A 23,045-nucleotide genomic window follows, 5' to 3' on the forward strand; every position below is an offset into this window, starting at 1 on the left:
AATGAACGTAGCCGGGACACTTCATGTCCCGGCACCGCAATTTCCGCTCAGAACAGGCGTGCTCCATTGGGAACGGGACTGTCCGGCGCGAAAAGCGTCACTTGGCCCGCTTCGTCTGCGAAACCGATGGTCAGCACCTCGGACATCATCGGCCCGATCTGTCGTGGGGGAAAGTTGACCACTGCCGCGACCTGCCGCCCCACGAGCGTTTCCGCGTCGTAATTGGCAGCGATCTGCGCGCTGCTTTTCCTGACGCCGATGGCCGGGCCGAGGTCGATCTGCAACTTCAGGCTGGGCTTGCGCGCTTCGGGGAAGTCCTCTGCCGAAACGATCGTTCCGATGCGAATGTCGACCTTCAAGAAGTCCTCGAAACAGATCTCGTCGCAACGCGGCGCGTCAGGGGCGTGAAGCAGGTGCACTCTACTCCAGCTCCAGGATCACTTCGTCGACCGCGAGGCTGTCGCCCTCGCCCGCGTTGATCGCGGCAATCGTCCCTTCCTTCTCGGCGCGCAGGATGTTCTCCATCTTCATAGCTTCTACCGTGGCGAGCGGCTGGCCCGGTTGCACCGTGTCGCCCTGCGCCACGTGCAGCTTCACAAGCAGACCCGGCATCGGGCAGATCAGCAGCTTCGAAAGGTCGGGCGGCACCTTCTCGATCATGTGTCCGGCAAGATGCGCGATCCGGCTTTGCAGGATGCGAAGCTGATGCGTCGCGCCGCGCGTGGTTACGGCATAGCCGGTCCGGGTCGGCTGCAATTGCAGGCCATAGCTGTCGACAATCTCCGCGTCCTCGTCCGCACTGGCAAACAGGTCGACCTGCACGAACCGGTCGCCCGGAGTGTAGGCCATTTCGAGCGTAACCGGTTCGCCGTCGACCGTGATCGCGTTCTCTTCCAGCCGGACCTGATGCGTGGTGGCATCCGCATCACGCTCCCCGATCCGAACCGACCAGTCGCCCGGTGCGAAGAACTCGTCGTGAAGCGTCTGGTTGATCCGGCGCGCGCGGTCCGCCTCGGCAGTCGCGATGACCCCGCCCACGGCCGCCAGCACACCCGTGAGCCGAGTGTCGGCGGGCGCGCCGGTAAAACCGTCCGGATATTCCTCGGCGATGAAGCCCGTCGTCAGTTCGCCGCTGCGGAAGCGCGGGTGCTGCATCAGGGCCGAAAGGAAATCGATGTTGTGGCCCAGCCCCTCGATGCGAAAGGCGTCCAGCGCCTTAACCTGCAAGTCCGCCGCCTCGCCGCGCGTGGGTGCCCATGTGATCAGCTTGGCGATCATCGGGTCGTAGAACATCGACACCTCGCCGCCCTCGGCTACGCCGTCGTCGACACGGATGTAGGCGGCGTCATCGCTTCGGTCGAGCAGCGGCTGCTGATGCACATCCGCTGCGTTCGGTTCATAACGCACCAGCCGCCCTATGCTCGGCAGGAAGCCGCGATAGGGGTCTTCGGCATAGACGCGGTTCTCGATCGACCAGCCGTCGATGCCGATGTCATCCTGCGTGAACGGCAGCTTCTCGCCCGCCGCGACGCGGATCATCTGCTCGACGAGGTCGATGCCGGTGATCGCCTCGGTCACCGGGTGTTCGACCTGAAGGCGGGTGTTCATTTCGAGGAAGTAGAAGCTCTCCCCCGTCGGGTCCGCACCGCTTACGATCAGTTCGACCGTGCCCGCGCTGTAGTATCCCACGGCACGGCTGAGCGCGACGCATTGCTCGCCCATGGCCTTGCGCATCGTGGGGGTGACGAAGGGCGACGGCGCTTCCTCGACCACTTTCTGGTGGCGGCGCTGGATGCTGCACTCGCGCTCGTTCAGATAGACGATGTTGCCGTGCTGGTCGCCGAGGATCTGGATCTCGATGTGGCGCGGATTGAGGATGAACTTCTCGATGAACACGCGGTCGTCGCCGAAGGAGTTCAGGCCTTCGCGTTTCACGCTTTCGAAGCCTTCGCGCACGTCGATCTCGGTGTAGGCGAGGCGCATGCCCTTGCCGCCGCCGCCGGCGCTGGCCTTCATCATCACCGGGTAACCGATCTCGTTGGAGATGCGGACCGCATGCTCGGTATCCTCGATCTCGCCGACGAAGCCGGGGACGACGTTGACCCCCGCTTCCTTCGCCAGCTTCTTGGATTCGATCTTGTCGCCCATCGCCGCGATCGCGTTCACCGGAGGGCCGATGAAGGCGATGTTCTCCTTCGCCAGCGCCTCGGCGAAGCTGGTGCGTTCGGAGAGGAATCCGTAGCCCGGATGCACCGCCTCGGCTCCCGTCTGCTTGCACGCGGCGATGATCTTGTCCGCGATCAGGTAGCTCTCGGCCGCAGGCGCAGGTCCGATGTGCACCGCCTCGTCCGCCATCCGCACAAACGGCGCGCGCGCATCGGCGTCCGAATAGACAGCGACGGTCGCGATACCCATCCGGCGCGCGGTCTTGATGACCCGGCAAGCAATCTCGCCCCGGTTGGCGATGAGGATTTTGGAGAACATCAGCGAGCCCATTTCCGATAAATGATGATTGCGGCGACGGCCCAGATTGCGAGCGGGATTCCCGCTTGCAACCCGAATTCGATCCAGATGGATTGCGAGCAAGTATAGCCGGGATGAGCCTGTTCGCAGGGGAAGCTCAGGAGATTGAGCGACATCCAAACGAGCAACATCCAGCCGAACAATGCGAGAGTGGCTAACGCGAACGCAAAGATCGTCAAACTACGAAACATCCGACCACTTTCCTACTACGTCATGCCGGACTTGATCCGGCATCCCGCTACTTTCCGGCGCGGCGCTCGAAGAAAAGCGGGACCCCGGATCAAGTCCGGGGTGACGAGATGGGGGGGTGATCACTCCGCCGCCTCCACAACCTTGCAAGCCCGCAGCGGCTCCTCGCCCTTCAGCGGCGTCAGTCCCAGCTTCGCCATCAGCGCGGCGTCGCTGTCGTCGCCCGCATTCGGCGCGGTCAGCAGCTTGTCGCCGGTGAAGATCGAGTTCGCGCCGGCGAGGAAGCACAGCGCCTGGGTCGCCTCGCTCATGCTCTCGCGCCCGGCGGAGAGGCGCACCATGCTGAGCGGCATGGTAATGCGCGCGACCGCGACGGTGCGGACGAATTCGATGTCGTCGATCTTGGCGAGCGGGGTGTCCGCCAGCATGTCGCCCAGCACCGTGCCCTTGACCGGCACCAGCGCGTTGACCGGCACGCTTTCGGGATGCTGCTCCAGCGTGGCGAGCGTGTGGACGAAGCCGACGCGGTCATCGCGCGTCTCGCCCATGCCGACGATCCCGCCCGAACACACGTTGATCCCCGCCGCGCGCACGTTGCTGAGCGTGTCGAGCCGGTCGGCCATCGTGCGCGTGGTGATGACGCGTTCGTAATATTCGGGGCTGCTGTCGATGTTGTGGTTGTAGTAATCGAGCCCCGCCTCGGCGAGCATGTCCGCCTGCCTGGGCGTCAGCATGCCGAGCGTCATGCAGGTCTCCAGCCCCATCGCGCGCACGCCCTTCACGATCTCGACGATCGCGGGCATATCGCGGTCCTTGGGGTTGCGCCAGGCAGCACCCATGCAGAAGCGCTGGCTACCGTGGTCCTTCGCCTGCGCTGCGGATTGCAGCACGGCCTGCACGTCCATCAGCTTGCTCGCTTCGACGCCGGAATCCGCTTTCACCGACTGCGAACAATAGCCGCAATCCTCCGGACACCCGCCGGTCTTGATGCTCAGCAGCGTGCACAGTTGCACCTGCTCCGGCGGGTGATGCTCCCGATGCACCGTCGCAGCGCGGAACAGCAGTTCGGTGAATGGCAGGTCGAACAGGCTCGCGATTTCTTCGCGGGTCCAGTCGGTACGGACGGAGTTCATACGGGTTTCCTAGCCAGATAGAGACCGGCGGCCATGACCGCGAGGCCGAGCGCGCGCCTTGGCGTAATCGCGCTCTTGATGGAACCGAGCAGGCCGAAATGGTCGATAAGCGCGGCTGCCACGATCTGGCCAAGCAGGACGAAGAAAATGGCATTGCCCAAACCTATCCGCGGCGCGGAATAGGCGACCGACGTGGCGTAGAACAGCATCATCACCGCTCCGATCCAGAGCCACGGCCGCTCGAAGGTGAATGCGCTGGCTGGCGGGTAGCCGGTGAAAGTCAGCATCATCATCGCAATCAGGAAGCCGATCGCGAAGGTCACCGCGGTCGCCGCGACCGGGCCGCCAAGTTGCTGGCCAAGGCCGGCGTTGAGGGCGGCGAACACCGGTATGCCCAGCCCCGCGGCGAACATCTTGGCGGCTAAAGGCAGGAAACTGCTTCCGGTCTGACCGCTCATGGCACGTCTTCCACTGTCTCGTTTGCAGGCGGCATATTGTGACCCAGCAGGCGCAGGACGTCGGCGGCTGCCTCGATCACGTTCGTGCCCGGTCCGTATATGCCCTGCACCCCTGCATCGCGCAAAAATTCGTAATCCTTCTGCGGGATCACCCCGCCGGCGATCACCTTGATGTCGCTGCGGCCAGCATCCTTCAACAGGCCGATCAGTTCGGGGATGAGCGTCTTGTGCCCGGCGGCAAGGCTGCTTGCGCCAATGGCGTCGGCGTTTTCGGCGAGCGCCATGTCGCGCGTTTCTTCCGGGGTCTGGAACAGCGGGCCGCTGAGGACGTCGAAGCCCATGTCGGCGAATGCGCTGGCGATCACGTTCGCGCCGCGATCGTGGCCGTCCTGGCCCATCTTCGCGACGATCAGCCTGGGCGCGCGCCCGAGCCTGCGGGCCACCGCCTCCACACCTTCCACCACCTGATTGTAGCGGTCGTCGTCGGCATAGGCCTTGGCATACACACCGCGCACTGGCTTCGGCGTCGTGTCGTAGCGTCCGAATACGGCTTCCATCGCCGCGCTGATCTCTCCCAGTGTCGCATCGTGCCGGGCGGCTTCGACTGCCAGCTGAAGAACGTTCGCCCCGCCGCTCGCGCCTTGGGTCAGCGCATCAAGGGCGGCGCGGCACGCCGGTTCGTCCCGCTTTGACCGGACTTCCTGCAGCCGTGCGATCTGGCTCTGACGCACGGCGTGGTTGTCGATATCGAGCGTGTCGATCTCGTCTTCCGTATCGCGGCGGTACTTGTTGACGCCGACGATCACCGTCTCGCCCTTGTCGACGCTGGCTTGCTTCGCTGCTGCTGCCATCTCGATCTGTGCCTTGGGCTTGCCGCTGGCGACGTATGCGGTCATCCCGCCCGCCGCCTCGACCTCGTCGAGCATGGTGCGCGCCTCTTCGACCAGCGCAGCAGTCAGGCTTTCGATATAGTAGCTGCCGCCCAGGGGATCAGCGACCTTGGTGACGCCCGTCTCCTCTTGAATCACCAGCTGCGTATTGCGTGCGATGCGGGCGGAGAAGTCTGTCGGCAGCGCGATGGCTTCGTCCAGCGCGTTGGTGTGGAGCGATTGCGTGCCGCCCAGCACGGCCGCCATCGCCTCGATCGTGGTGCGGATGACGTTGTTGTAGGGATCTTGCTCCTGCAAGCTGACGCCGGAGGTCTGGCAGTGGGTCCGGAGCATCTTCGACTTCGGGTTCTGCGCCCCCAGCCCTTCCATCACGTCGTGCCACAGCGCGCGCGCGGCCCGCATCTTGGCGATCTCCATGAAGAAGTTCATGCCGATGCCCCAGAAGAAGGACAGGCGCGGCGCGAAGGCATCGATGTCCAGCCCCGCCTCCATGGCGCGCTTGGCGTATTCCTTGCCGTCGGCGATGGTGAAGGCAAGTTCCTGTACCGCCGTCGCCCCGGCCTCGTGCATATGGTAGCCCGAGATCGAAATGCTGTTGAATTTCGGCATGTTCACGGATGTATATGCGATGATGTCGGAGACGATCCGCATGCTCGGCTCGGGCGGGTAGATATAGGTGTTGCGGACCATGAACTCCTTGAGGATATCGTTCTGGATGGTCCCGGCGAGCTTGTCCTGAGGAACGCCCTGCCGCTCTGCCGCCACGATGTAGAATGCCAGGACGGGGATCACCGCGCCGTTCATCGTCATGGAAACGCTCATGGTGTCGAGCGGGATCTGGTCGAACAGGATTTCCATGTCGCGCACCGTGTCGATCGCGACGCCCGCCTTGCCGACATCACCGACCACGCGCGGGTGATCGCTGTCATAGCCGCGATGGGTGGCAAGGTCGAAGGCGACCGACAAGCCTTTTTGTCCCGCCGCGAGGTTGCGGCGATAAAAGGCGTTCGATTCTTCCGCGGTCGAGAAGCCCGCATACTGGCGGATGGTCCACGGGCGACCGGTGTACATCGAGGCATAGGGCCCACGCGTGAAGGGCGCGATGCCGGGCACCCCGGGGTCGAGACCCTCGGTGTCTTCGCTGGTGTAAAGCGGCTTCACCGCAATCCCTTCGGCCGTATGCCAGGTCAGAGCGTCAAGATTTTCGGCGCCCTTCACCTCCTTTTCAGAGAGGGGCTTCCAGTCGTCATATCCGGGGGTCTTGTGGGTCATGGTCCTCTCAGGCGCGGGCGCTCGGGCGTGCGGAGACGCGGGCGTGCCAGTCGTGCAGGTGTTCGAGATCGTCCGCCGCCCCGCAGCCGACGAAGCTGGCGAAATCCATCGTCGTCAGCAAGGTGATGTCGGCGGCAGAAAAGCTGTCGGTGGCGAGAAACTCCCGCCCCTCCAGCGCACGGTCGAAATAGCTGAAGCCGCTTTCGACACGCGGGCGATTGGTCTCGCCCCATTCGGCATTGCGGCCCGGCAGCGCGGCAGTGAAGGCGTGCGTGTGAACCCACACCTGCCCGACAGCCTGCATCAGGTTCAGTTCGACCTGCCGGTTCCACATTTCGACCCGGCCGATTTCCAGCGGGGTGCTGCCGAACAGCGCAGGCTCCGGCCGGAGCGCTTCGAGATAGCGCATGATCGCCACGCTTTCGGTGATCACATCGCCATCGTCGGTTTCCAGCGCCGGCGTCTGCCCGCGCGGATTGATGGCGAGATATTCGTCTGACTTCTGCTCTCGCTTGGGGATGGAGATGTCCCGAACGGGTAGCTCGATGCCCTTTTCCGCTGCGAAGATGCGGACGCGGCGCGGATTGGGCGCGGGATTGGCACTATCGTAGAACAGCATCGCTCAGCACCCCTTGAACGCAGGAGCGCGCTTCTGGAGGAACGCCATTCCGCCTTCCATCGCATCTTCGCTGGCGGCGGCGGTGCGCTGCCCCTCGGCCTCGGCCAGCAGCACGTCCTGCACCGTCCCGTCGAGCGCGGTGGCGATGTTGGCCTTCATCGTGGCGTAGGCGACGGTCGGTCCGGCGGCGAGCTTGTGCGCCAGCGCCTTTGCCTCTTCCATCAGAGCCTCGTCGGCGACGGCCTTGTAGATGAGGCCCCATTCCTCCGCCTGCGCGGCGCCAATCTTCTCACCCAGCATCATCATGCGCGTGGCGCGGGCGCGACCGATGGCGCGGGCGAGCAACCATGAAGATCCGCCGTCGGGCACCAGACCGATGTTGACGAAGGCCTGCAGGAAATAGGCGCTCTGCCCTGCAATCACGAAGTCGCCCGCCAAAGCCATGGAGCATCCGATACCCGCCGCAGGTCCGTTGACCGCGCAGATGACCGGGACAGGCGTGCGCAGGATCTGGCTGATCAGCGGGTTGTAGAAGTTCTGTAGCGCCTGATGGCTGCCGCCCTTGCCGCGCAGCGGGCCGCCCTCGCCCCGCGCGGCAAGGTCCGCGCCGGAACAGAAGCCCTTGCCTGCGCCGGTAATCACCACCGCGCGCGCATCGCCGAGATCGTAGAGCGCGTCGCTGAGTTCGCTCGCGAGGTCGAGCGAGGCAGCGTTGAGCCGGTCGGGCCGATTGAGCGTGACGGTGAGGACGTCCCCTTCGCGTTCCGCCAGGATTGTTTCGTAGCTCACGCGCGCATTCTCCCGATATGTTTTCAATCGCAACCGTCTCTGGCGCGGATGGGGGGCAAGGGCAAGTCCGCTAGGACGCGCTGCGGCAGGGTGCGACGGTCAGTTAGACCAGTGCGCGTCGTCCTTCGGTGTTTCCATGATTTCGGTAAGCTGGCCCATCATGTCCTTGGGGTGGAGGAAGAAGATGGGCGTGCCATGCGCGCCGATGCGCGTCGGGCCAAGGATGCGCTTGCCCAATCCCTCGAACCAGCTGCGCGCCTCCTCGATATCCTCGACCTCGTAGCATAGGTGGTGCTGACCACCCGCCGGGTTTTTGGCGAGGAAGCCATTGATCGGCGAGCTTTCGTCGAAGGGTTCGATCAGCTCGATCTGCGTGCCGTGAGTGCCATTCTCGCCCGGCGTATCGACGAAGCAAACCTTCACCCCCTGCTCCTCCAGATCGAACGGCTCATGCGTGATCTTGGCGCCCATGACGTCCCGGTAATAGCGCAGCGATTCCGCGATCGAGGGCGTCGCGACGCCGATATGGTTGAGGCGACCGAGTTTCATTTTGTCTCCAATGATAATGCCAGCCAAATGATTCCCCCGAGAAAAGACAGTATAGATAGCCCCAAAAGTACTGCAGCCGTCATCGAAGCACCGTTAACGCCCGCTTCCGGGGCAACATTATCGTAATCTTGTTCGGTAACTGCGACCCCAGCCCAATGGGACTTAAACAAAGCGTCGCCAGCTAACGCCAGACCTCTGACAAGTAGCAAGTTTCCGAAAACAGAAAACGCCAACCCTATACTAAAGACGATTCCGGGGCCCAGAAGCATAGGCCGGAGATAATCAGAGCTCAGCATCGCTGCCAACGGTGCTCCGTTGATGGTCAAAGTGGTCGCCATAACCCACTTGAACAGATCGAGTGTTATCGAGAAAAAACGCTCAATATCAAGTTCGATTAAGCGTTCGCGCGCGGCAGTCATTCGATCTACTTGACCTTCAAATTTTTTCACAAAAATTTTTCCTCACAACGGAATATTGTCATGCTTCTTCCACGGGTTCTCAAGCTGCTTACCGCGTAGCTTCCTGAGCCCCAGCGCGATCCGCCGCCGGGTGGAGTGCGGGTAGATCACCTCGTCGATATAGCCGCGTTGCGCTGCCACGAAGGGATTGGCGAAGCGGTCTTCGTATTCCTTCGTCTTCTCGGCGATCTTTTCGGGATCGTCGCGGTCCTGGCGGAAGATGATCTCCACCGCGCCCTTCGCGCCCATCACGGCGATTTCGGCGGTCGGCCATGCGTAGTTGAGGTCGCCGCGCAGGTGCTTTGATGACATCACGTCATAAGCGCCGCCATAGGCCTTGCGGGTGATGACGGTGATCTTGGGCACGGTGGCCTCGGCATAGGCGAACAGCAGCTTGGCGCCGTGCTTGATGATGCCGTTATGCTCCTGCGCCGTGCCGGGAAGGAAGCCGGGTACGTCGACGAAGGTCAGGATCGGGATTTCGAAGGCATCGCAGAAGCGCACGAAACGCGCGGCCTTCTTGGAAGAATTGATGTCGAGCACGCCGGCGAGCACCATTGGCTGGTTCGCCACCACGCCGACCGTGCGCCCTTCCACACGCCCGAAGCCGCAGATGATGTTGGCGGCATGGCCCGGCTGGATCTCGAAGAACTCGCCCTCGTCCAGCGTCTTCCGGAGCACTTCGTGCATGTCGTAGGGCTGGTTGGCGTTGTCGGGTATCAGCGTGTCGAGGCTCGGCTCCTCGCGGTCCCATGCGTCGGCGGTGGGGCGTTCCGGCACTTCCTCGCGGTTCGACAGCGGTAGGTAATCAAAGAAATCGCGCGTTGCGAGCAGCGTTTCGATGTCGTTGGCGAAGCTGTTGTCGGCAACGGAGGTCTTGGTGGTGTGCGTCTTTGCCCCACCCAGTTCTTCCTGCGTGACGACCTCGTTGGTCACCGTCTTCACCACGTCCGGTCCGGTAACGAACATATAGCTGCTGTCCTCCACCATGAAGATGAAGTCGGTCATGGCGGGCGAATAGACCGCCCCGCCCGCACACGGCCCCATGATGAGGCTGATCTGCGGCACCACGCCGCTCGCCAGCACATTGCGCTGGAACACCTCGGCATAGCCGCCGAGGCTGGCGACGCCTTCCTGAATGCGCGCGCCGCCGGAATCGTTGAGGCCGATGACCGGCGCCCCGACCTTCATCGCGGTGTCCATCACCTTGCAGATCTTCTCCGCATGACGCTTGGACAGCGAGCCGCCGAAAACGGTGAAGTCCTGGCTGAAGACGTAAACCAGTCGCCCGTTGATCGTGCCGCTGCCGGTGACCACGCCATCGCCGGGGATTTTCTGCGTCTCCATGCCGAAATCGACGCAGTCATGCTCGACGTAGCGATCCAGCTCCTCGAAGCTGCCTTCGTCGAGCAGCACATCGAGCCGTTCGCGCGCTGTCAGCTTGCCCTTGGCGTGCTGCGCTTCGACCCGCTTCTGCCCCCCGCCGAGTTCGGCTGCGGCACGGCGGCGTTCCATTTCGGCGATGTTGGCGGACATGGTTTCTCCTGAAATCGTTTGACGGCGGTTAGGCTTCGGCCCCGCCGCCGGTCAAGCCAGCCTAAGGTCTCACGCGAGACCGGCCGCGGACAGCAGCGCCCTGGTGCTGGGGTCGAAATCGCCACCACCGCTTTCAGCATCCTTGGCCATTTTCTTGCCCAGTTCGACGCCGAACTGGTCGAAGGGGTTGATCCCCATCAGAACGGCATTGGCGAAGGTCCGGTGTTCGTGAAAGGCAATCAGCGCGCCAAGGGCGCCGGCGTCCAGATCATCTGCCAGCATGGTCGCGCTTGGGCGATTGCCGGGGAAGGCGCGCGCAGGGTCCTTGCCATCTGAACTCATGTTGCCGCCCGCCATCAGCGCCGCTCCTTGCGCGAAGCAATTGGTCAGCAGGATGCGGTGGTGCGCAGGGTCGAGATCGTCGCCCGGCGCAACGCTGGCGATGAAGTCCACCGGGATCAGGTGCGTCCCCTGGTGCAGCAGTTGGAACACGGCGTGCTGCCCGTCCGTGCCCACCCCGCCCCATGTGATCGGCGCGCTGGCCGCGTCGAGCGGATTGCCTTCCGCCGTGACGCGCTTGCCGTTCGATTCCATTTCCAGCTGCTGAAGATAGTCGGGAAGCAGCGCCAGCCGCTCGTCATAGGCGAAGCAGGCGCGCGTCTGACACCCGCGCACGCGGGTGTAATACTGGTCGGCAAAAGCGGCGCGCAGTGGCAGGTTGGCGCGCCCGGCGGTATCGCGGAAATGCTCGTCCACGGCGCGCGCGCCTTCCAGCATGGCGGCAAATTCCGCCCAGCCGACGGCGAGCGCCACGGGGAAGCCGATGCTCGACCACAGCGAATAACGCCCGCCCACGCTCTCGGGGAATGGCAGGACGCGTGTTTCGTCCACGCCCCACTCCACGGCCTTGTCGGGGCTGGCGGTGAGCGCCACCACCCGGCCCGAGGGGTCGCCGACGCCGCCGGCCTGCAACCAGTCGAGCACGCTCTGGGCGTTGGTCATGGTCTCGATGGTGGTGAAGGTCTTGCTCGCCACCGCGACCAGCGTGGTTGCCGGGTCGCAGGCCGCGAACGCCTGTTCCAGCGCCAGCCCGTCGATGTTCGAGACCACATGGACGTCCACCAGCGCGAGATCGCGCGTCAGCGCGTCCACCGCCAGCTTCGGGCCGAGCGCGCTGCCGCCGATGCCGATGTGGATGAGGTGCTTGACCTCGCCCATCGCGCCGTCGTGGATCGCTTCGACCAACAGCCTCATGCGCTGGTGGAGAGCCTGGGCTTCCTCCACATCCGTTGCGCTGCCGACGCCGCGCTGCGCGGTGTGGGTCGCCGCGCGACCTTCAGTGACGTTGATAGCCTCGCCGCCCAGCAACTGGTCGCGCTTGCCAGCAAAATCCATCGCCCCGGCCAGCGCCTCGAAATCGGCCAGCAGGTCGTCATCAAGATGGGTCTTAGACCAGTCGAACAGGATGGAGTTTGCAGGAACCGCCGCATCGTCGCCTGCCTGACCCCAGCCGATCCGTCCGCTCAGCTTCGCCACCCGGTCGCTGTCCTTCGCGAACAGCTGCTCCAGCGTGGGGTCGTTGTGCAGCGAAATGGCTTTCCAGCAGGCTTTTGCGTCGGTCATCGGCGAAGGGCTTTCGGTTGGGAGTTGAGTCCTCCGGCACCTAACCTTGCGTCACGCCATTGCAAGCCCGCCGGTCTTCCGCAAATGCGCTTGACTAGCGCGAGGGCCGCCAACAAGGGTCGCGCGCATGAACGACACCGCCGTCACGACCGAGACCACGCCCGCCAAGCCGGAGAAAAAAGAGGAAGGGCCGTTCTGGCAATTCCTGCTCAAGCTGGCGCTGGCGGTGTTCATTTTCCGCAGCTTCATCTTCTCCAGCTTCGTCATTCCGAGCGAGTCGATGCTGCCGCGGTTGTGGAACGGCGATTACCTGTTCGCCGCCAAGTGGCCCTACGGCTATTCGCGCTATTCGCTGCCGTTCAATGCGCCGCTGATTCCAGGCCGCGTCTTCGCCAGCCAGCCCGAGCCGGGCGATATCGTCATCTTCAAGCATCCGGTCGACCTTTCCGACTACGTGAAGCGAGTCATCGCCGTGCCGGGCGACCAGGTCGAGATGCGTGCCGGGCAGGTCGTGCTGAACGGTAAGCCGGTGCCCAAGGTGCGGATCGCCAATTTCGACATCCCCGCCTCTCCCAACACCGGTTGCCATCCCTTCTCGGAAACGGTCGAGACGCCGGAAGGCGACATCGTCTGCCGATACCAGCAGTTCCGCGAAACGCTGCCCAATGGCGTCAGCTTCAACGTTCTCGATTTCGGGCCGATGCCGAAGGACACCTTCGGACCAGTCGTGGTGCCCGAAGGCAAGATGTTCCTGATGGGCGACAATCGCGACAATTCGCAGGACAGCCGCTTTCCCGCAGCGGTCGGCGGCGGGGTCGGCATCGTCGATCAGGAACTGCTGGTGGGCCGCGCGACGGTGATGGCATGGTCGACCGACGGCAGTGCGGAATGGCTGCTCCCGTGGACCTGGTTCAGCGCCGCGCGCTGGAACCGGATCGGGGGCACGTTTTGAGCGCTCTGCTCGCCGCGCTCTCCTCCGACGAGCGCGCGTTCCTGATGCAGCTTGGCGTGACGAACCTTGGCGACGAACAGCTCTGGGCAGAGGCGCTGACGCATGGCAGCGCCCAGGCGCCCCGCGATTACCAGCGTCTCGAGTTCCTGGGTGACCGCGTGCTCGGCCTTTCGATCGCGCAGGCACTGTATGAAGGTTCCGACGCGCCGGAAGGCAAGATGGCGCAGCGGCTGAACGCGCTGGTCAGCAAGGCCACCTGCGCCGCCATCGGCCGCGCCAACGGTCTGTCGCAGGTGGTTCGGCTGGGCAAGCAGGCGCGCGAAGACGGCGGGGCGGACAGCGACAACATTCTTGGCGACGTGACCGAATCGCTGCTCGGCGCGCATTTCCTCGTCCACGGCTTCGAGGGCACGCGCGCGATGATTCTGCGCCTGTGGGACGACAAGCTCAACGGTCGGACCGGGGAGAAGAAACACCCCAAGAGCGCGCTACAGGAATGGGCCGCGGGCAATCGCCGCCGTCCACCCGAATATGAACTGCTGAAGCGCGAAGGCCCGGACCACGCGGCACGTTTCACCGTACGCGTTTCCGTCCACCGCGTGGGCGAGGCGGAAGCCGTCGCCGCCAGCAAGCAGGAAGCCGAAACAGCCGCCGCTAAGGCGTTCATGGAGCAATTCGCATGACAGAGCACAAATGCGGCATCGTCGCCGTGCTGGGTGCGCCCAACGCGGGCAAGAGCACGCTGGTCAACCAGCTCGTCGGTCAGAAAGTCGCGATCACCAGCGCAAAGGCGCAGACCACCCGCGCGCGGATGATGGGCATCGCTCTCTATCCGGATCCCGATCCCGTCACGCAGATGATCCTCGTCGACACGCCGGGCATCTTCGCGCCCAAGCGCCGGCTCGACCGCGCAATGGTGAGCGCGGCATGGGAAGGCGCGGAGGCCGCCGATGCGCTGCTGCTGCTGGTCGATCCGATCAAGCAACGCCGCCACGAACTGGAACCGCTGATTGAGCAGGTCGCCGGGCGGCCCGAGCGCAAGATCCTTGTCCTCAACAAGGTCGATCGCGCGAAGAAGGAGCCGCTGCTGGCTCTGGCCGAAGAACTCTCAGCCAAGGTCGATTTCACCGAGGTTTTCTTCATCTCGGCATTGACCGGCGACGGTGTGGCCGAAATGAAGTCCGCGCTCGCCGCGATGATGCCGGTGGCCGAGTGGATGTATCCCGAAGATCAGGTCAGCGACGCCAGCGAACGCCTGCTCGCGACCGAGATCACGCGCGAACAGCTCTACCGCCAGCTGCACGAGGAACTGCCCTACGACAGCGCGGTTCGGCCGGAAAAATACCTCCAGCGGCCGGACGGCAGCGTGGAAATTCACCAGCAAATCCTTGTCGCGCGGGACAACCAGCGCGCCATCGTTCTCGGCAAAGGCGGCAGCCGCATCAAGGCGATCGGGCAGGCCGCCCGCGAGGAGCTGAGCGCACTGCTCGGCCAGAAGGTCCACCTCTTCCTGCACGTCAAGACCGACGAACGCTGGAGCGAGGACAAGGAACTGTTCGAGGAAATCGGGCTCGACTGGGTGCGCTGAGCGCGAGCGCCGCGCTCAGCGTTTCTTGAGTATCTCGATTTTGTTCGCCTTGGCGAAGTCCTTGGTGGATTCCTCGCTGCGCCCGATCGCCTTGGCGATTTCCTTCAGCCCCTTGCCCTTGGCAGCCAGCGTACGCAGCTGACCGGCCTCGTCGGACTTCCACGGTTGCTTGTGGCGTTCGAAGCGTTCCTTCGCCATCAGTCCGCCTTCGCTTTTGCAGCGGGCTTTTTCTTGGCAGCCGGTTTTTTCTTCGGGGCCGCCTTCTTCTTCGGCGCTGCCTTTTTCTTCTTCTTGGCCGGTCCCTTGGCCGCGCGGGCATCGATCAGTTCGATCGCCTGGGCATCGGTGACGTCTTCCGGCTTCATGTCCTTCGGGATGGTCGCGTTGGTCGTGCCGTCGGTGACGTAGGGACCGTAGCGGCCCGGCATGACCCGCATCTCGCCTTCGCTGGTCGGGTGCTTGCCGAGCGTCTTGATCGGCTCCGCCTTGCCGCGCGCGCCGCCCTTGCGGTTGACGGCCTCGGCCAGCAGGGTGACAGCGGCGTTCATGCCGGTCTCGAACACGTCGGCGGTCGATTGCAGCTTGGCGTATTTGCCATCGTGCCGAAGATACGGACCGTAACGTCCTATGGCAGCTTCGATTTCCTTGCCGGTTTCCGGATGCCCGCCAATGATCCGCGGCAGCGAGAGGAGCTTCACCGCCCATTCGAGATCGAAATCGGGCAAGTCCTTGGGGATCGAGGCGCGCTTGGCCTCCTTGCCTTCGCCCATCTCGACATAGGGGCCGAAGCGCCCGGTCTTGCGGGTGATGTCCTCGCCCGTCTCCGGGTGCTGGCCCATCACGCCGTCTTCGGCAGCATCCTCCCCATCCGCGCCCGGTTGGGCGAAGCGGCGCGTGTACTTGCATTCGGGGTAATTGTCGCAGGCGACGAATGCACCGAAGCGGCCACCGCGCAGATGCAATTCCCCACCGTCGCGCCCTTCGGCAAGGCACAGCGGACAGGCGCGCGGGTTCGACCCGTCTTCCTTCGGCGGGAAGAGGAAGTCGGAGAGATATTCGTCCAGCGCCTTCGTGACGTCGGAGGGCTGCTGCTCCATCACCTCGTCGGTCTTCGGTTTGAAGTCCTTCCAGAACTCGCTCAGCAGCTTCTTCCAGTTCTCCCGCCCGCCGGAAACTTCGTCCAGTTCGTCTTCCATTCCCGCGGTGAAGTCGTAGGCCACGTAGGTCGGGAAGAAACGCTCCAGAAATGCTGTCAGCAAACGGCCCGATTCCTCTGCGAAGAAACGGTTTTTCTCCATCCTGACATAGTCGCGATCGCGTAGCGTCTGGATGGTGGAGGCGTAGGTCGAAGGACGGCCGATGCCCAGCTCCTCCAGCCGCTTGACCAGGCTCGCTTCGGAGAAGCGCGGTGGCGGCTGAGTGAAATGCTGGTTCGCGTCGACGCTCTTCTTGGCGGGCTGGTCGCCCTTGCTCATGGCGGGGAGGAGATTGTCGTCATCCTCGTCCGCGCTGTCGTCGCGCCCTTCCTGGTAGACCGCGAAGAAGCCGGGGAACTTTACCACCTGCCCGGTGGCGCGCAGTTCGTGCTGGCCGGTCGGATCGCGCAGGGTGACGGTCGTGCGTTCCAGCGCGGCCGCCGACATCTGGCTCGCCATAGCGCGCTTGAAGATCAGGTCGTAAAGGCGCCCCTCGTCACCGCTGCCGGCGCGATCCTTGCGGAAATCGGTCGGGCGGATGGCTTCGTGCGCCTCCTGAGCATTTTTCGCCTTGCTGCTGTAAAAGCGCGGCTTTTCGGGTCGATAGTCGTCGCTGAAGCGCTCGGCAATCACATCGCGAGCCGCCATGATCGCGCTCATGTCCATCTGCACGCCATCGGTACGCATGTAGGTGATCGCGCCCGCTTCGTAGAGCGACTGCGCGCAACGCATCGTATGGCTGGCGGAGAAGCCGAGCTTGCGCGCTGCTTCCTGTTGCAGGGTGGAAGTGGTGAACGGCGGAGAGGGATTTCGCTTGAGCGGCTTGGTCTCGATGTCCTCGACCGTGAAACGCCCGCCATCGACCGCGGCCTTGGCCGCCATCGCGCTGCCTTCGTTGCCGAGGGTCATCTTGTCGAGCTTGTCGCCCGCGAACTTGACCAGTCGCGCATCGAAAGCCGTCCCGTCATGCTCCATGCGAGCGATGACGGACCAATATTCCTCCGGCCTGAAGGCCTCGATCTCCCGTTCCCGCTCGCAGATCAGCCGCAGGGCGACCGACTGGACGCGGCCCGCGCTCTTGGCACCGGGCAGCTTGCGCCACAGCACCGGCGAGAGCGTGAAGCCGAACAGGTAATCGAGTGCGCGACGGGCAAGGTAAGCCTCCACCAGATCACTGTCGATCTGGCGCGGGGCCTTCATTGCATCGGTCACCGCCTGCTTTGTGATCGCGTTGAAGGTCACCCGCTCCACCTTGGTGGGCAGCGCCTTGCGCTTCTTCAGCAGATCGAGGACGTGCCAGCTGATCGCTTCCCCTTCGCGATCGGGGTCGGTCGCGAGGACGAGGCGGTCGCTCTTCTTCGCGGCATCGGCGATGGCCTTCACCTGCTCGCGATTGCGCTTGTCGGAATAGACCTCCCAGTCCATCGCGAAGTCCTCGTCCGGGCGCACGCTGCCGTCCTTGGGCGGCAGGTCGCGGACGTGGCCGTAGCTGGCGAGGACCTTGTAATCCCCCCCAAGGTATTTCTCGATGGTTTTGGCCTTGGCAGGCGATTCGACGATAACGAGTTGCATTGCGGTTTCAGCGTTCCCTTACGCGTATACGTGTACGTACGCGCGAGTTTGGCCCCGCGCCGCCGCCCGTCAAGCGGGGTTGTTGGGGGCGTTACTCGAACACTTCGCTGACGCTGGTGTCCATTGGTGCGACGAGGTGGAAGACCGCGATGCTCAGCGCCAGCAGCAGGGCGTTCGAAAAGGCGTCGACGAACGCGCTGACCGCGAAGATCGCGATGTCGAAATTGGTCGAAAGCGCGGCAGCTGCTATCGCGCCACCCACGATGCTGAGGCCGATGGTGATGACCACCCCGACAAAGAAGATTGCCCAGCCGTGGCCCCTTGTAGCCTCCCAGCTTTTGCCGAGAGCGTCGGTAATGCCCTCGCCCTCACCCAGAAGGAAGCCGTTGGCGGCGGACCAGCGGACCAGAACAATTAGACCGGGGACGATCAGCAGGATGAGGCCGAGCATGAGCCCCAGCAGTGCAAGGATCGACATTCCGAGATAGCCCCAGAACCGCATCCGCTTATCGTGCAAGCGCCCGCGCTTGGCGAGCAGATCGCGCAAGACGAGGTAGCTTCCGACCAGAGAGACGACGGCGATCACGATCTGGAACAGCGCGACCAACAGCCCCTGCTCGGCGTTGACCATGAAGCCCACATCCAGGCCGTTGAACAGTTCGCTCTGCTCGACGATGCCCATCGCAAATCCGACCGCATTCAGCCCGCCCACGACTGCGACGTAGAGCGCAATCGCCTTCGCGCTGGCACTGACGAGAGAAAAAGTCTCGCTCAGAATCCCTGAAAAATCGGCTTCGCGTTCCATTGTGTTCCCCCTGAAATTTCTTAGCCCGCCAGGCTTACCCGTCCCCCGGCATGACGCTGCAATTGCCCTGTCACCTCCAGCTCCATCAGCGCGAGCTGCACGGCGGCGGTGCTTTCCCCAGATTGGCGGATCAGTTCGTCGACTGCAACCGGCGCGAGAGTGAGCATCCCCGCGATATCCGCAGCTTCCGCCTCGGCCAGTTCGTCGGGCGCGTAGTCGAAGCCGGCGGAGGGCTCGCGGAAGGCGGAGCGCCTTGTGCCGTCGAAGCCGTGGAGCAGTTCCACCACGTCCTCGGGCGATTGCACCAGCACTGCGCCATCGCGGATCAGCTGGTTACAACCCAGACTGCGCGGTTCGAGCGGGCTGCCGGGGATCGCCATGACCTCGCGCCCCGCCTCCCCCGCCAACCGCGCGGTGATGAGCGAGCCGGACTTGGGCGCCGCTTCCACCACCAGCGTACCGCTCGCCAGGCCAGCGATGATCCGGTTGCGGCTGGGAAAGTGGCTGCCGCGCGGTTCGGTGCCCGGTGGTTGCTCGGCGACGAGGAGACCTTCCCGCGCGATCCTCTCCTGCAACTCGGCGTGCTGCGGAGGATATGCGATTTCTATCCCGCTGGCGATGACGCCAATGGTCGCAGGCATTGCGCCCTGGTGCGCCGCCCCGTCGATCCCGCGTGCAAGGCCGGAAACCACGGTGAGGCCCGCGTCTGCCAGTACGGCCGCGAAGTCGCGCGTCAGCTTGACTGCCGCCGCGCTCGCATTTCGGGCGCCGACCATCGCGACGCAGGGCGCGGAGGCCAGTTCCAGCCGGCCGCGCCAGGTCAGGATCGGGGGCGAGCCGTCGACCTGCGCCAAGAGCGCGGGATAGTCGGGTTGATCGTGGAACAGGTAGCGCGCACCGGCCGCCCGCACGCCCTCGATCTCGCGCTCCACCTTGTCGGTCCCGACGGCACGATACTGCCGCCCGCCGCGCGTGCCGATGTCGGGCAGAGCCTCCAGCGCGGCGACGGCATTGCCGAAGCGGCGGAGTAGCTGGCGATAGGTGATCGGCCCGATATTGGGACTGCGCAGCAGGCGGATGCGCGCGAAGGCTTCGTCCTGTGTCAGGCTCACGTTTTCGCGCCGACCTTCGGTTCGGTCCCGGCGCGCAGGCGACCGATATTGGCGCGGTGGAGCCACAGGATGAGCACTGCGATCACCGCGAGAAATGGTACCGCCGCGACGAAGCCGAACGCCCAGGCCGCAACCGGTGCGATCACCGCCGCGCTCATCCCGGCAAGCGAACTGATCCGCGTCACCGCCAGCAGGCCCAGCCAGACCACGGCATAGGCCAGCCCGACGAAAAGGCCGATGCCGAAGCACACGCCCGCCAGCGTCGCTACGCCCTTCCCGCCGCGAAACTTCAGCCAGACCGGGAAGCAGTGCCCCAGCACCGCGCCAAGCGCTGCGACGCCAGCCGCCGTTTCGCCCCATCGCCATGCGATGAAGACTGGGAGAAACCCCTTCGCCAGATCGAGCAGCAGCGTTGCCGCTGCCAGCCCCTTCCTGCCCGTCCGCAACACGTTGGTCGCGCCGATATTGCCGCTGCCGATGTTGCGGATGTCCCCCTGCCCCGCTGCCTTCGCGAGCAGCAGGCCGAACGGGATCGAACCGCAGGCATATCCCAGCAAGAGTGCGAAAAACGCGTTCACAGCCGTCTCCGTCGCAAGGCCATCCGCCTTGATGTTTGAAACCGCTGTAAAGTTAAGTACGGGGCTTCGACAAGCTTGCTGCCATTGGAAACCGTCACTTTGGACCCGTCCGCCCCTATCCTGCTGTTTGATTCCGGCGTCGGCGGGCTGACGGTGCTGCACGCGCTTCGCGAAGTACTGCCCGATGCGCCGGTGATCTACGTCGCGGATGAGGCGGGGTTGCCGTATGGCGACAAGTCGGAGGCGGAGATTGCCGCACGGGTGTGCGGATTGCTCGGCCGCCTGTCGGAACGCTACGATCCGCGCCTGATCTGCATCGCCTGCAACACCGCAAGCACGATCGCGCTGGGCATGGTGCGCGAGGTGCTGGAAGTGCCCATCGTGGGGACCGTGCCCGCGATCAAGCCAGCCGCCGTGCTGACGAAGACCGGCGTGATCGGCCTCCTTGGCACGGCGGCCACGATCCGGCAGTCCTATGTCGACCGGCTGGAGGCGGAGTTCGCCGCCGACAAGGTGCTGCTGCGCCACGCTGCGCCGGAACTGGTCTCTCTCGCCGAGGCGAAGCTGCGCGGTGATGCCGTGATGCAAGCCCAGGTTCGGGACGCAGTCGCCGGTCTGCTGGACCACCAACGCGGCGCAGAGATTGATACGCTGGTGCTCGCCTGCACCCACTTCCCCTTGCTCCGCGACGAACTGGCGCAGGTCTTCGGTCCGCAGGTGCAATTCGTTGATGGCAGCGAAGGCATAGCCCGCCGCATCGCTCACCTCGTCGAAGGTCAGCCGATCGGCCGCGTAAACCCCGATCTGGCCCTCACGACAGGCGACCTGCCCTCGTTTCAAAGATTGCAACGCTCGTTGCAGGCGGCGGGTCTTGTCCGGGTAGAGCGGCTCTAGCTGCGAATCACTCGCAAAGATCGCGGTAGAAACCGCGGCTTTCCGCGCGTAATGCGCCCGCTGACATGAATTACGACCAGATCTTCGACCAGGCCATAGACCGGCTGCACGAGGAAGGGCGCTACCGCGTCTTCATCGACATCCTGCGCAACAAGGGCGGCTATCCCAACGCCCGCTGTTTCGCCGGGCACAACGGCCCCAAGCCGATCACCGTGTGGTGCTCGAACGATTACCTCGCCATGGGTCAGCACCCGAAGGTCATCGCCGCCATGGAAGAGGCGCTGCACGATGTCGGCGCAGGCTCTGGCGGCACCCGCAACATCGGCGGCAACACGCATTACCACATCGAGCTTGAGCGTGAACTGGCCGACCTCCACGGCAAGGAAAGCGCGCTGCTGTTCACAAGCGGCTATGTCTCCAACGACGCGACGCTGTCGACGCTAGCCAAACTGCTTCCGGGCTGCATCATCTTCTCCGACGAGCTGAACCACGCCAGCATGATCGCCGGCATCCGCAATGCCGGGTGCGAGAAGCGGGTCTTCCGCCACAACGACATCGCGCATCTCGAAGAACTGCTCGCCGCAGAGGATCCGGACACGCCGAAGGTCATCGCCTTCGAAAGCGTCTATTCGATGGATGGCGACGTCGCCCCGGTCCACGCAATCTGCGACCTCGCGGAGAAATACAACGCGCTGACCTATATCGACGAAGTTCACGCGGTCGGCATGTATGGCGAACGCGGCGGCGGCATCACGGAACGCGACGAAGCCGCACATCGCATCGACATTATCGAAGGCACGCTCGGCAAGGCTTTCGGCGTGATGGGTGGCTACATTGCCGCCGACGCCAAGATCGTCGACTGCATCCGCAGCTACGCACCGGGCTTCATCTTCACCACTTCGCTGTCCCCGGCGCTGGTCGCAGGCGTGCTCGCGGCGGTGAAGCATCTCAAGTCTTCGAGCGAGGAGCGCGACGCACAACAGGCTGCCGCGGCGCAGCTCAAGGCGCTGATGGCGCAGGCCGGCCTGCCGGTCATGCCCAGCACCACGCATATCGTGCCGCTGATGGTGGGCGATCCGGTGCGCGCCAAGAAGATCAGCGACATCCTGCTCGCCGAATACGGCGTCTACGTTCAGCCGATCAACTTCCCGACCGTGCCCCGTGGTACGGAACGTCTGCGCTTCACTCCCGGCCCCGCCCATACCGAGGAGATGATGCGCGAGCTTGTCCGCGCGCTGGTCGAAATCTGGGATCGCATGGAACTGGAGCTGGCAAGGGCAGCCTGAGCGCAGGATTGCCGTAGCGGAATTTGCGATTGCTTCGGCCTGCGCTAGGCCGCTCTCCCACAAGGAGAGAACATGCGCGGCAATTCCGAACAGACCTATGATGACGTGGTGCTTGGCCGCCGCTCGATCCGTGGCTACCTCGACAAGCCCGTACCGCGCGAACTGATCGAGGAAGTGCTGGCTCTCGCCATGCGCTCTCCTTCGTCCATGAACACCCAGCCCTATCACTTCCACGTCATTACGGGCGAGCCGCTCGATCGGATTCGCAAGGGCAATACCGAGAACATTCTCGCCGGCCTGCCCGACAGCCGTGAGTTCCGGCGCGGGGACGCTTTCGCGGGCAAGCACCGCGAACGTCAGATCGGTTGCGCCGTGCAGCTGTTCGAAGCGATGGGCATCGAACGCGACGACAAGGAAATGCGGCAGGAGTGGGTGCTTCGCGGCTTCCGCCAGTTCGACGCGCCGGTCTGCGTGATCGTGAGTTACGACAGGGAGCTTTCCGGCAGCGACGACACCGCCTTCGATTGCGGTGCCGTCACGACTGCGCTGGTCAACGCCGCGTGGTCGCGCGGGCTGGGCTGCGTCATCAACTCGCAGGGGATCATGCAGTCGCCCGTCGTGCGAGAGCACGCCGGGATACCCGACGACCAGGTCATCATGAAGGCGGTGGCGATGGGCTGGCCGGATCCGGACTTCCCCGCAAACGCGGTCAAGATCACCCGCCGCGAAGTGTCGGACGCAGCGAATTTCGTCGGATTCGGCGACTGACCGCGCGAAACGCACAACTCGACTCATCGCACCACCCGCCCCGCCCGTCCTCATGGTAGGATACGAGGCGGGTTCAGTTCATTGACTGGCAATCCGGAGCCTGCTGGTTCCGGTCGACCCGCTCACAACCTGTGGGCGACTGCGAAAAATTTGTTCAATATTTTCAAGGGGGCAGTTGAAGCCATAAGCGTCCGACAGGGAAATGGGCCTGCAATTTCAGCAGGTTCGCAAGGGAAGGATGAAGGCTCGTTGATT

22 protein-coding genes are annotated in these 23,045 nt (G+C 64.1%); 6 read left to right on the plus strand and 16 right to left on the minus strand.

Annotation, left to right across the window (positions count from 1 at the left end; genetic code table 11):
* Window positions 1-47 precede the first annotated feature (47 nt).
* The 11 genes from ACXYN8_RS07970 to pgi form a co-directional block, all read right to left on the minus strand.
* Window positions 48-419 carry a tRNA-binding protein gene (locus ACXYN8_RS07970; protein ID WP_458888828.1) on the minus strand — a complete coding sequence of 124 codons (372 nt, stop codon included), beginning with the start codon at window positions 417-419 and terminating at the stop codon, window positions 48-50.
* Window position 420: 1 nt separating this feature from the next.
* Complete coding sequence (locus ACXYN8_RS07975; RefSeq protein ID WP_458888829.1) at window positions 421-2,484, minus strand: ATP-binding protein; 2,064 nt, start codon at window positions 2,482-2,484, stop codon at window positions 421-423.
* A gap of 350 nt (window positions 2,485-2,834) precedes the next feature.
* Window positions 2,835-3,845, minus strand: coding sequence for a biotin synthase BioB (gene bioB / locus ACXYN8_RS07980; RefSeq protein WP_458888830.1), 1,011 nt, complete (start codon window positions 3,843-3,845; stop codon window positions 2,835-2,837).
* Window positions 3,842-4,303 carry a DMT family transporter gene (locus ACXYN8_RS07985; RefSeq protein WP_458888831.1) on the minus strand — a complete coding sequence of 154 codons (462 nt, stop codon included), beginning with the start codon at window positions 4,301-4,303 and terminating at the stop codon, window positions 3,842-3,844. The genes bioB and ACXYN8_RS07985 overlap by 4 nt, the downstream gene beginning before the upstream one ends.
* Window positions 4,300-6,465: a methylmalonyl-CoA mutase gene (scpA, locus tag ACXYN8_RS07990; RefSeq protein ID WP_458888832.1), complete on the minus strand. Its 2,166-nt coding sequence runs from the start codon at window positions 6,463-6,465 to the stop codon at window positions 4,300-4,302. Before scpA ends, ACXYN8_RS07985 begins: the two co-directional genes overlap by 4 nt.
* A gap of 7 nt (window positions 6,466-6,472) precedes the next feature.
* On the minus strand, window positions 6,473-7,084 hold the full coding sequence (locus tag ACXYN8_RS07995) for a glutathione S-transferase family protein (protein WP_458888833.1): 612 nt from the start codon (window positions 7,082-7,084) through the stop codon (window positions 6,473-6,475).
* 3 nt (window positions 7,085-7,087) lie between these two features.
* Window positions 7,088-7,873, minus strand: a complete 786-nt coding sequence (locus tag ACXYN8_RS08000; protein WP_458888834.1) for an enoyl-CoA hydratase-related protein — start codon at window positions 7,871-7,873, stop codon at window positions 7,088-7,090.
* Between the two features lie 99 nt (window positions 7,874-7,972).
* A complete protein-coding gene (gene mce, locus ACXYN8_RS08005) occupies window positions 7,973-8,422 on the minus strand; it encodes a methylmalonyl-CoA epimerase (protein ID WP_458888835.1) in 450 nt (149 codons plus the stop codon).
* Window positions 8,419-8,871 carry a hypothetical protein gene (locus tag ACXYN8_RS08010; RefSeq protein WP_458888836.1) on the minus strand — a complete coding sequence of 151 codons (453 nt, stop codon included), beginning with the start codon at window positions 8,869-8,871 and terminating at the stop codon, window positions 8,419-8,421. Before ACXYN8_RS08010 ends, mce begins: the two co-directional genes overlap by 4 nt.
* Before the next feature lie 12 nt (window positions 8,872-8,883).
* On the minus strand, window positions 8,884-10,416 hold the full coding sequence (locus tag ACXYN8_RS08015; RefSeq protein WP_458888837.1) for an acyl-CoA carboxylase subunit beta: 1,533 nt from the start codon (window positions 10,414-10,416) through the stop codon (window positions 8,884-8,886).
* 69 nt (window positions 10,417-10,485) lie between these two features.
* Window positions 10,486-12,039 carry a glucose-6-phosphate isomerase gene (pgi, locus tag ACXYN8_RS08020; RefSeq protein ID WP_458888838.1) on the minus strand — a complete coding sequence of 518 codons (1,554 nt, stop codon included), beginning with the start codon at window positions 12,037-12,039 and terminating at the stop codon, window positions 10,486-10,488.
* Between the two features lie 127 nt (window positions 12,040-12,166).
* Here pgi and lepB point away from each other — a divergent pair, with 127 nt between their 5' ends.
* The 3 genes from lepB to era are packed head-to-tail and all read left to right on the plus strand — an operon-like array spanning window position 12,167 to window position 14,579.
* Window positions 12,167-12,991 (plus strand): signal peptidase I, encoded by an 825-nt coding sequence (lepB, locus tag ACXYN8_RS08025; protein ID WP_458888839.1) that lies wholly within the window; start codon window positions 12,167-12,169, stop codon window positions 12,989-12,991.
* A gap of 44 nt (window positions 12,992-13,035) precedes the next feature.
* A complete protein-coding gene (rnc, locus tag ACXYN8_RS08030) occupies window positions 13,036-13,674 on the plus strand; it encodes a ribonuclease III (RefSeq protein WP_458888927.1) in 639 nt (212 codons plus the stop codon).
* On the plus strand, window positions 13,671-14,579 hold the full coding sequence (gene era / locus ACXYN8_RS08035) for a GTPase Era (protein WP_458888840.1): 909 nt from the start codon (window positions 13,671-13,673) through the stop codon (window positions 14,577-14,579). The genes rnc and era overlap by 4 nt, the downstream gene beginning before the upstream one ends.
* A gap of 15 nt (window positions 14,580-14,594) precedes the next feature.
* Here era and ACXYN8_RS08040 read toward each other — a convergent pair whose 3' ends face one another.
* The 5 genes from ACXYN8_RS08040 to plsY form a co-directional block, all read right to left on the minus strand.
* Entirely contained in the window at window positions 14,595-14,777 is a 183-nt protein-coding gene (locus ACXYN8_RS08040) for a hypothetical protein (protein WP_458888841.1), read from the minus strand.
* Window positions 14,777-17,347, minus strand: a complete 2,571-nt coding sequence (gene topA / locus ACXYN8_RS08045; RefSeq protein WP_458888842.1) for a type I DNA topoisomerase — start codon at window positions 17,345-17,347, stop codon at window positions 14,777-14,779. Before topA ends, ACXYN8_RS08040 begins: the two co-directional genes overlap by 1 nt.
* 91 nt (window positions 17,348-17,438) lie before the next feature.
* Window positions 17,439-18,152, minus strand: coding sequence for a hypothetical protein (locus tag ACXYN8_RS08050; protein ID WP_458888843.1), 714 nt, complete (start codon window positions 18,150-18,152; stop codon window positions 17,439-17,441).
* A gap of 20 nt (window positions 18,153-18,172) precedes the next feature.
* Complete coding sequence (gene dprA / locus ACXYN8_RS08055) at window positions 18,173-19,264, minus strand: DNA-processing protein DprA (RefSeq protein ID WP_458888844.1); 1,092 nt, start codon at window positions 19,262-19,264, stop codon at window positions 18,173-18,175.
* Complete coding sequence (gene plsY / locus ACXYN8_RS08060) at window positions 19,261-19,842, minus strand: glycerol-3-phosphate 1-O-acyltransferase PlsY (protein WP_458888845.1); 582 nt, start codon at window positions 19,840-19,842, stop codon at window positions 19,261-19,263. The genes dprA and plsY overlap by 4 nt, the downstream gene beginning before the upstream one ends.
* A gap of 84 nt (window positions 19,843-19,926) precedes the next feature.
* Between plsY and murI the strand changes: the two genes are divergently transcribed.
* The 3 genes from murI (at window position 19,927) to ACXYN8_RS08075 (ending at window position 22,790) form a co-directional block, all read left to right on the plus strand.
* The gene (gene murI / locus ACXYN8_RS08065) at window positions 19,927-20,736 is read left to right on the plus strand and encodes a glutamate racemase (protein ID WP_458888846.1); all 810 of its coding nucleotides are present in this window, start codon (window positions 19,927-19,929) and stop codon (window positions 20,734-20,736) included.
* 65 nt (window positions 20,737-20,801) lie between these two features.
* Window positions 20,802-22,022 carry a 5-aminolevulinate synthase gene (hemA, locus tag ACXYN8_RS08070; protein ID WP_458888847.1) on the plus strand — a complete coding sequence of 407 codons (1,221 nt, stop codon included), beginning with the start codon at window positions 20,802-20,804 and terminating at the stop codon, window positions 22,020-22,022.
* Window positions 22,023-22,094: 72 nt separating this feature from the next.
* Window positions 22,095-22,790 carry a nitroreductase gene (locus tag ACXYN8_RS08075; protein WP_458888848.1) on the plus strand — a complete coding sequence of 232 codons (696 nt, stop codon included), beginning with the start codon at window positions 22,095-22,097 and terminating at the stop codon, window positions 22,788-22,790.
* Window positions 22,791-23,045: the final 255 nt, after the last annotated feature.

It is taken from the genome of Altererythrobacter sp. CAU 1778 (assembly GCF_054482795.1).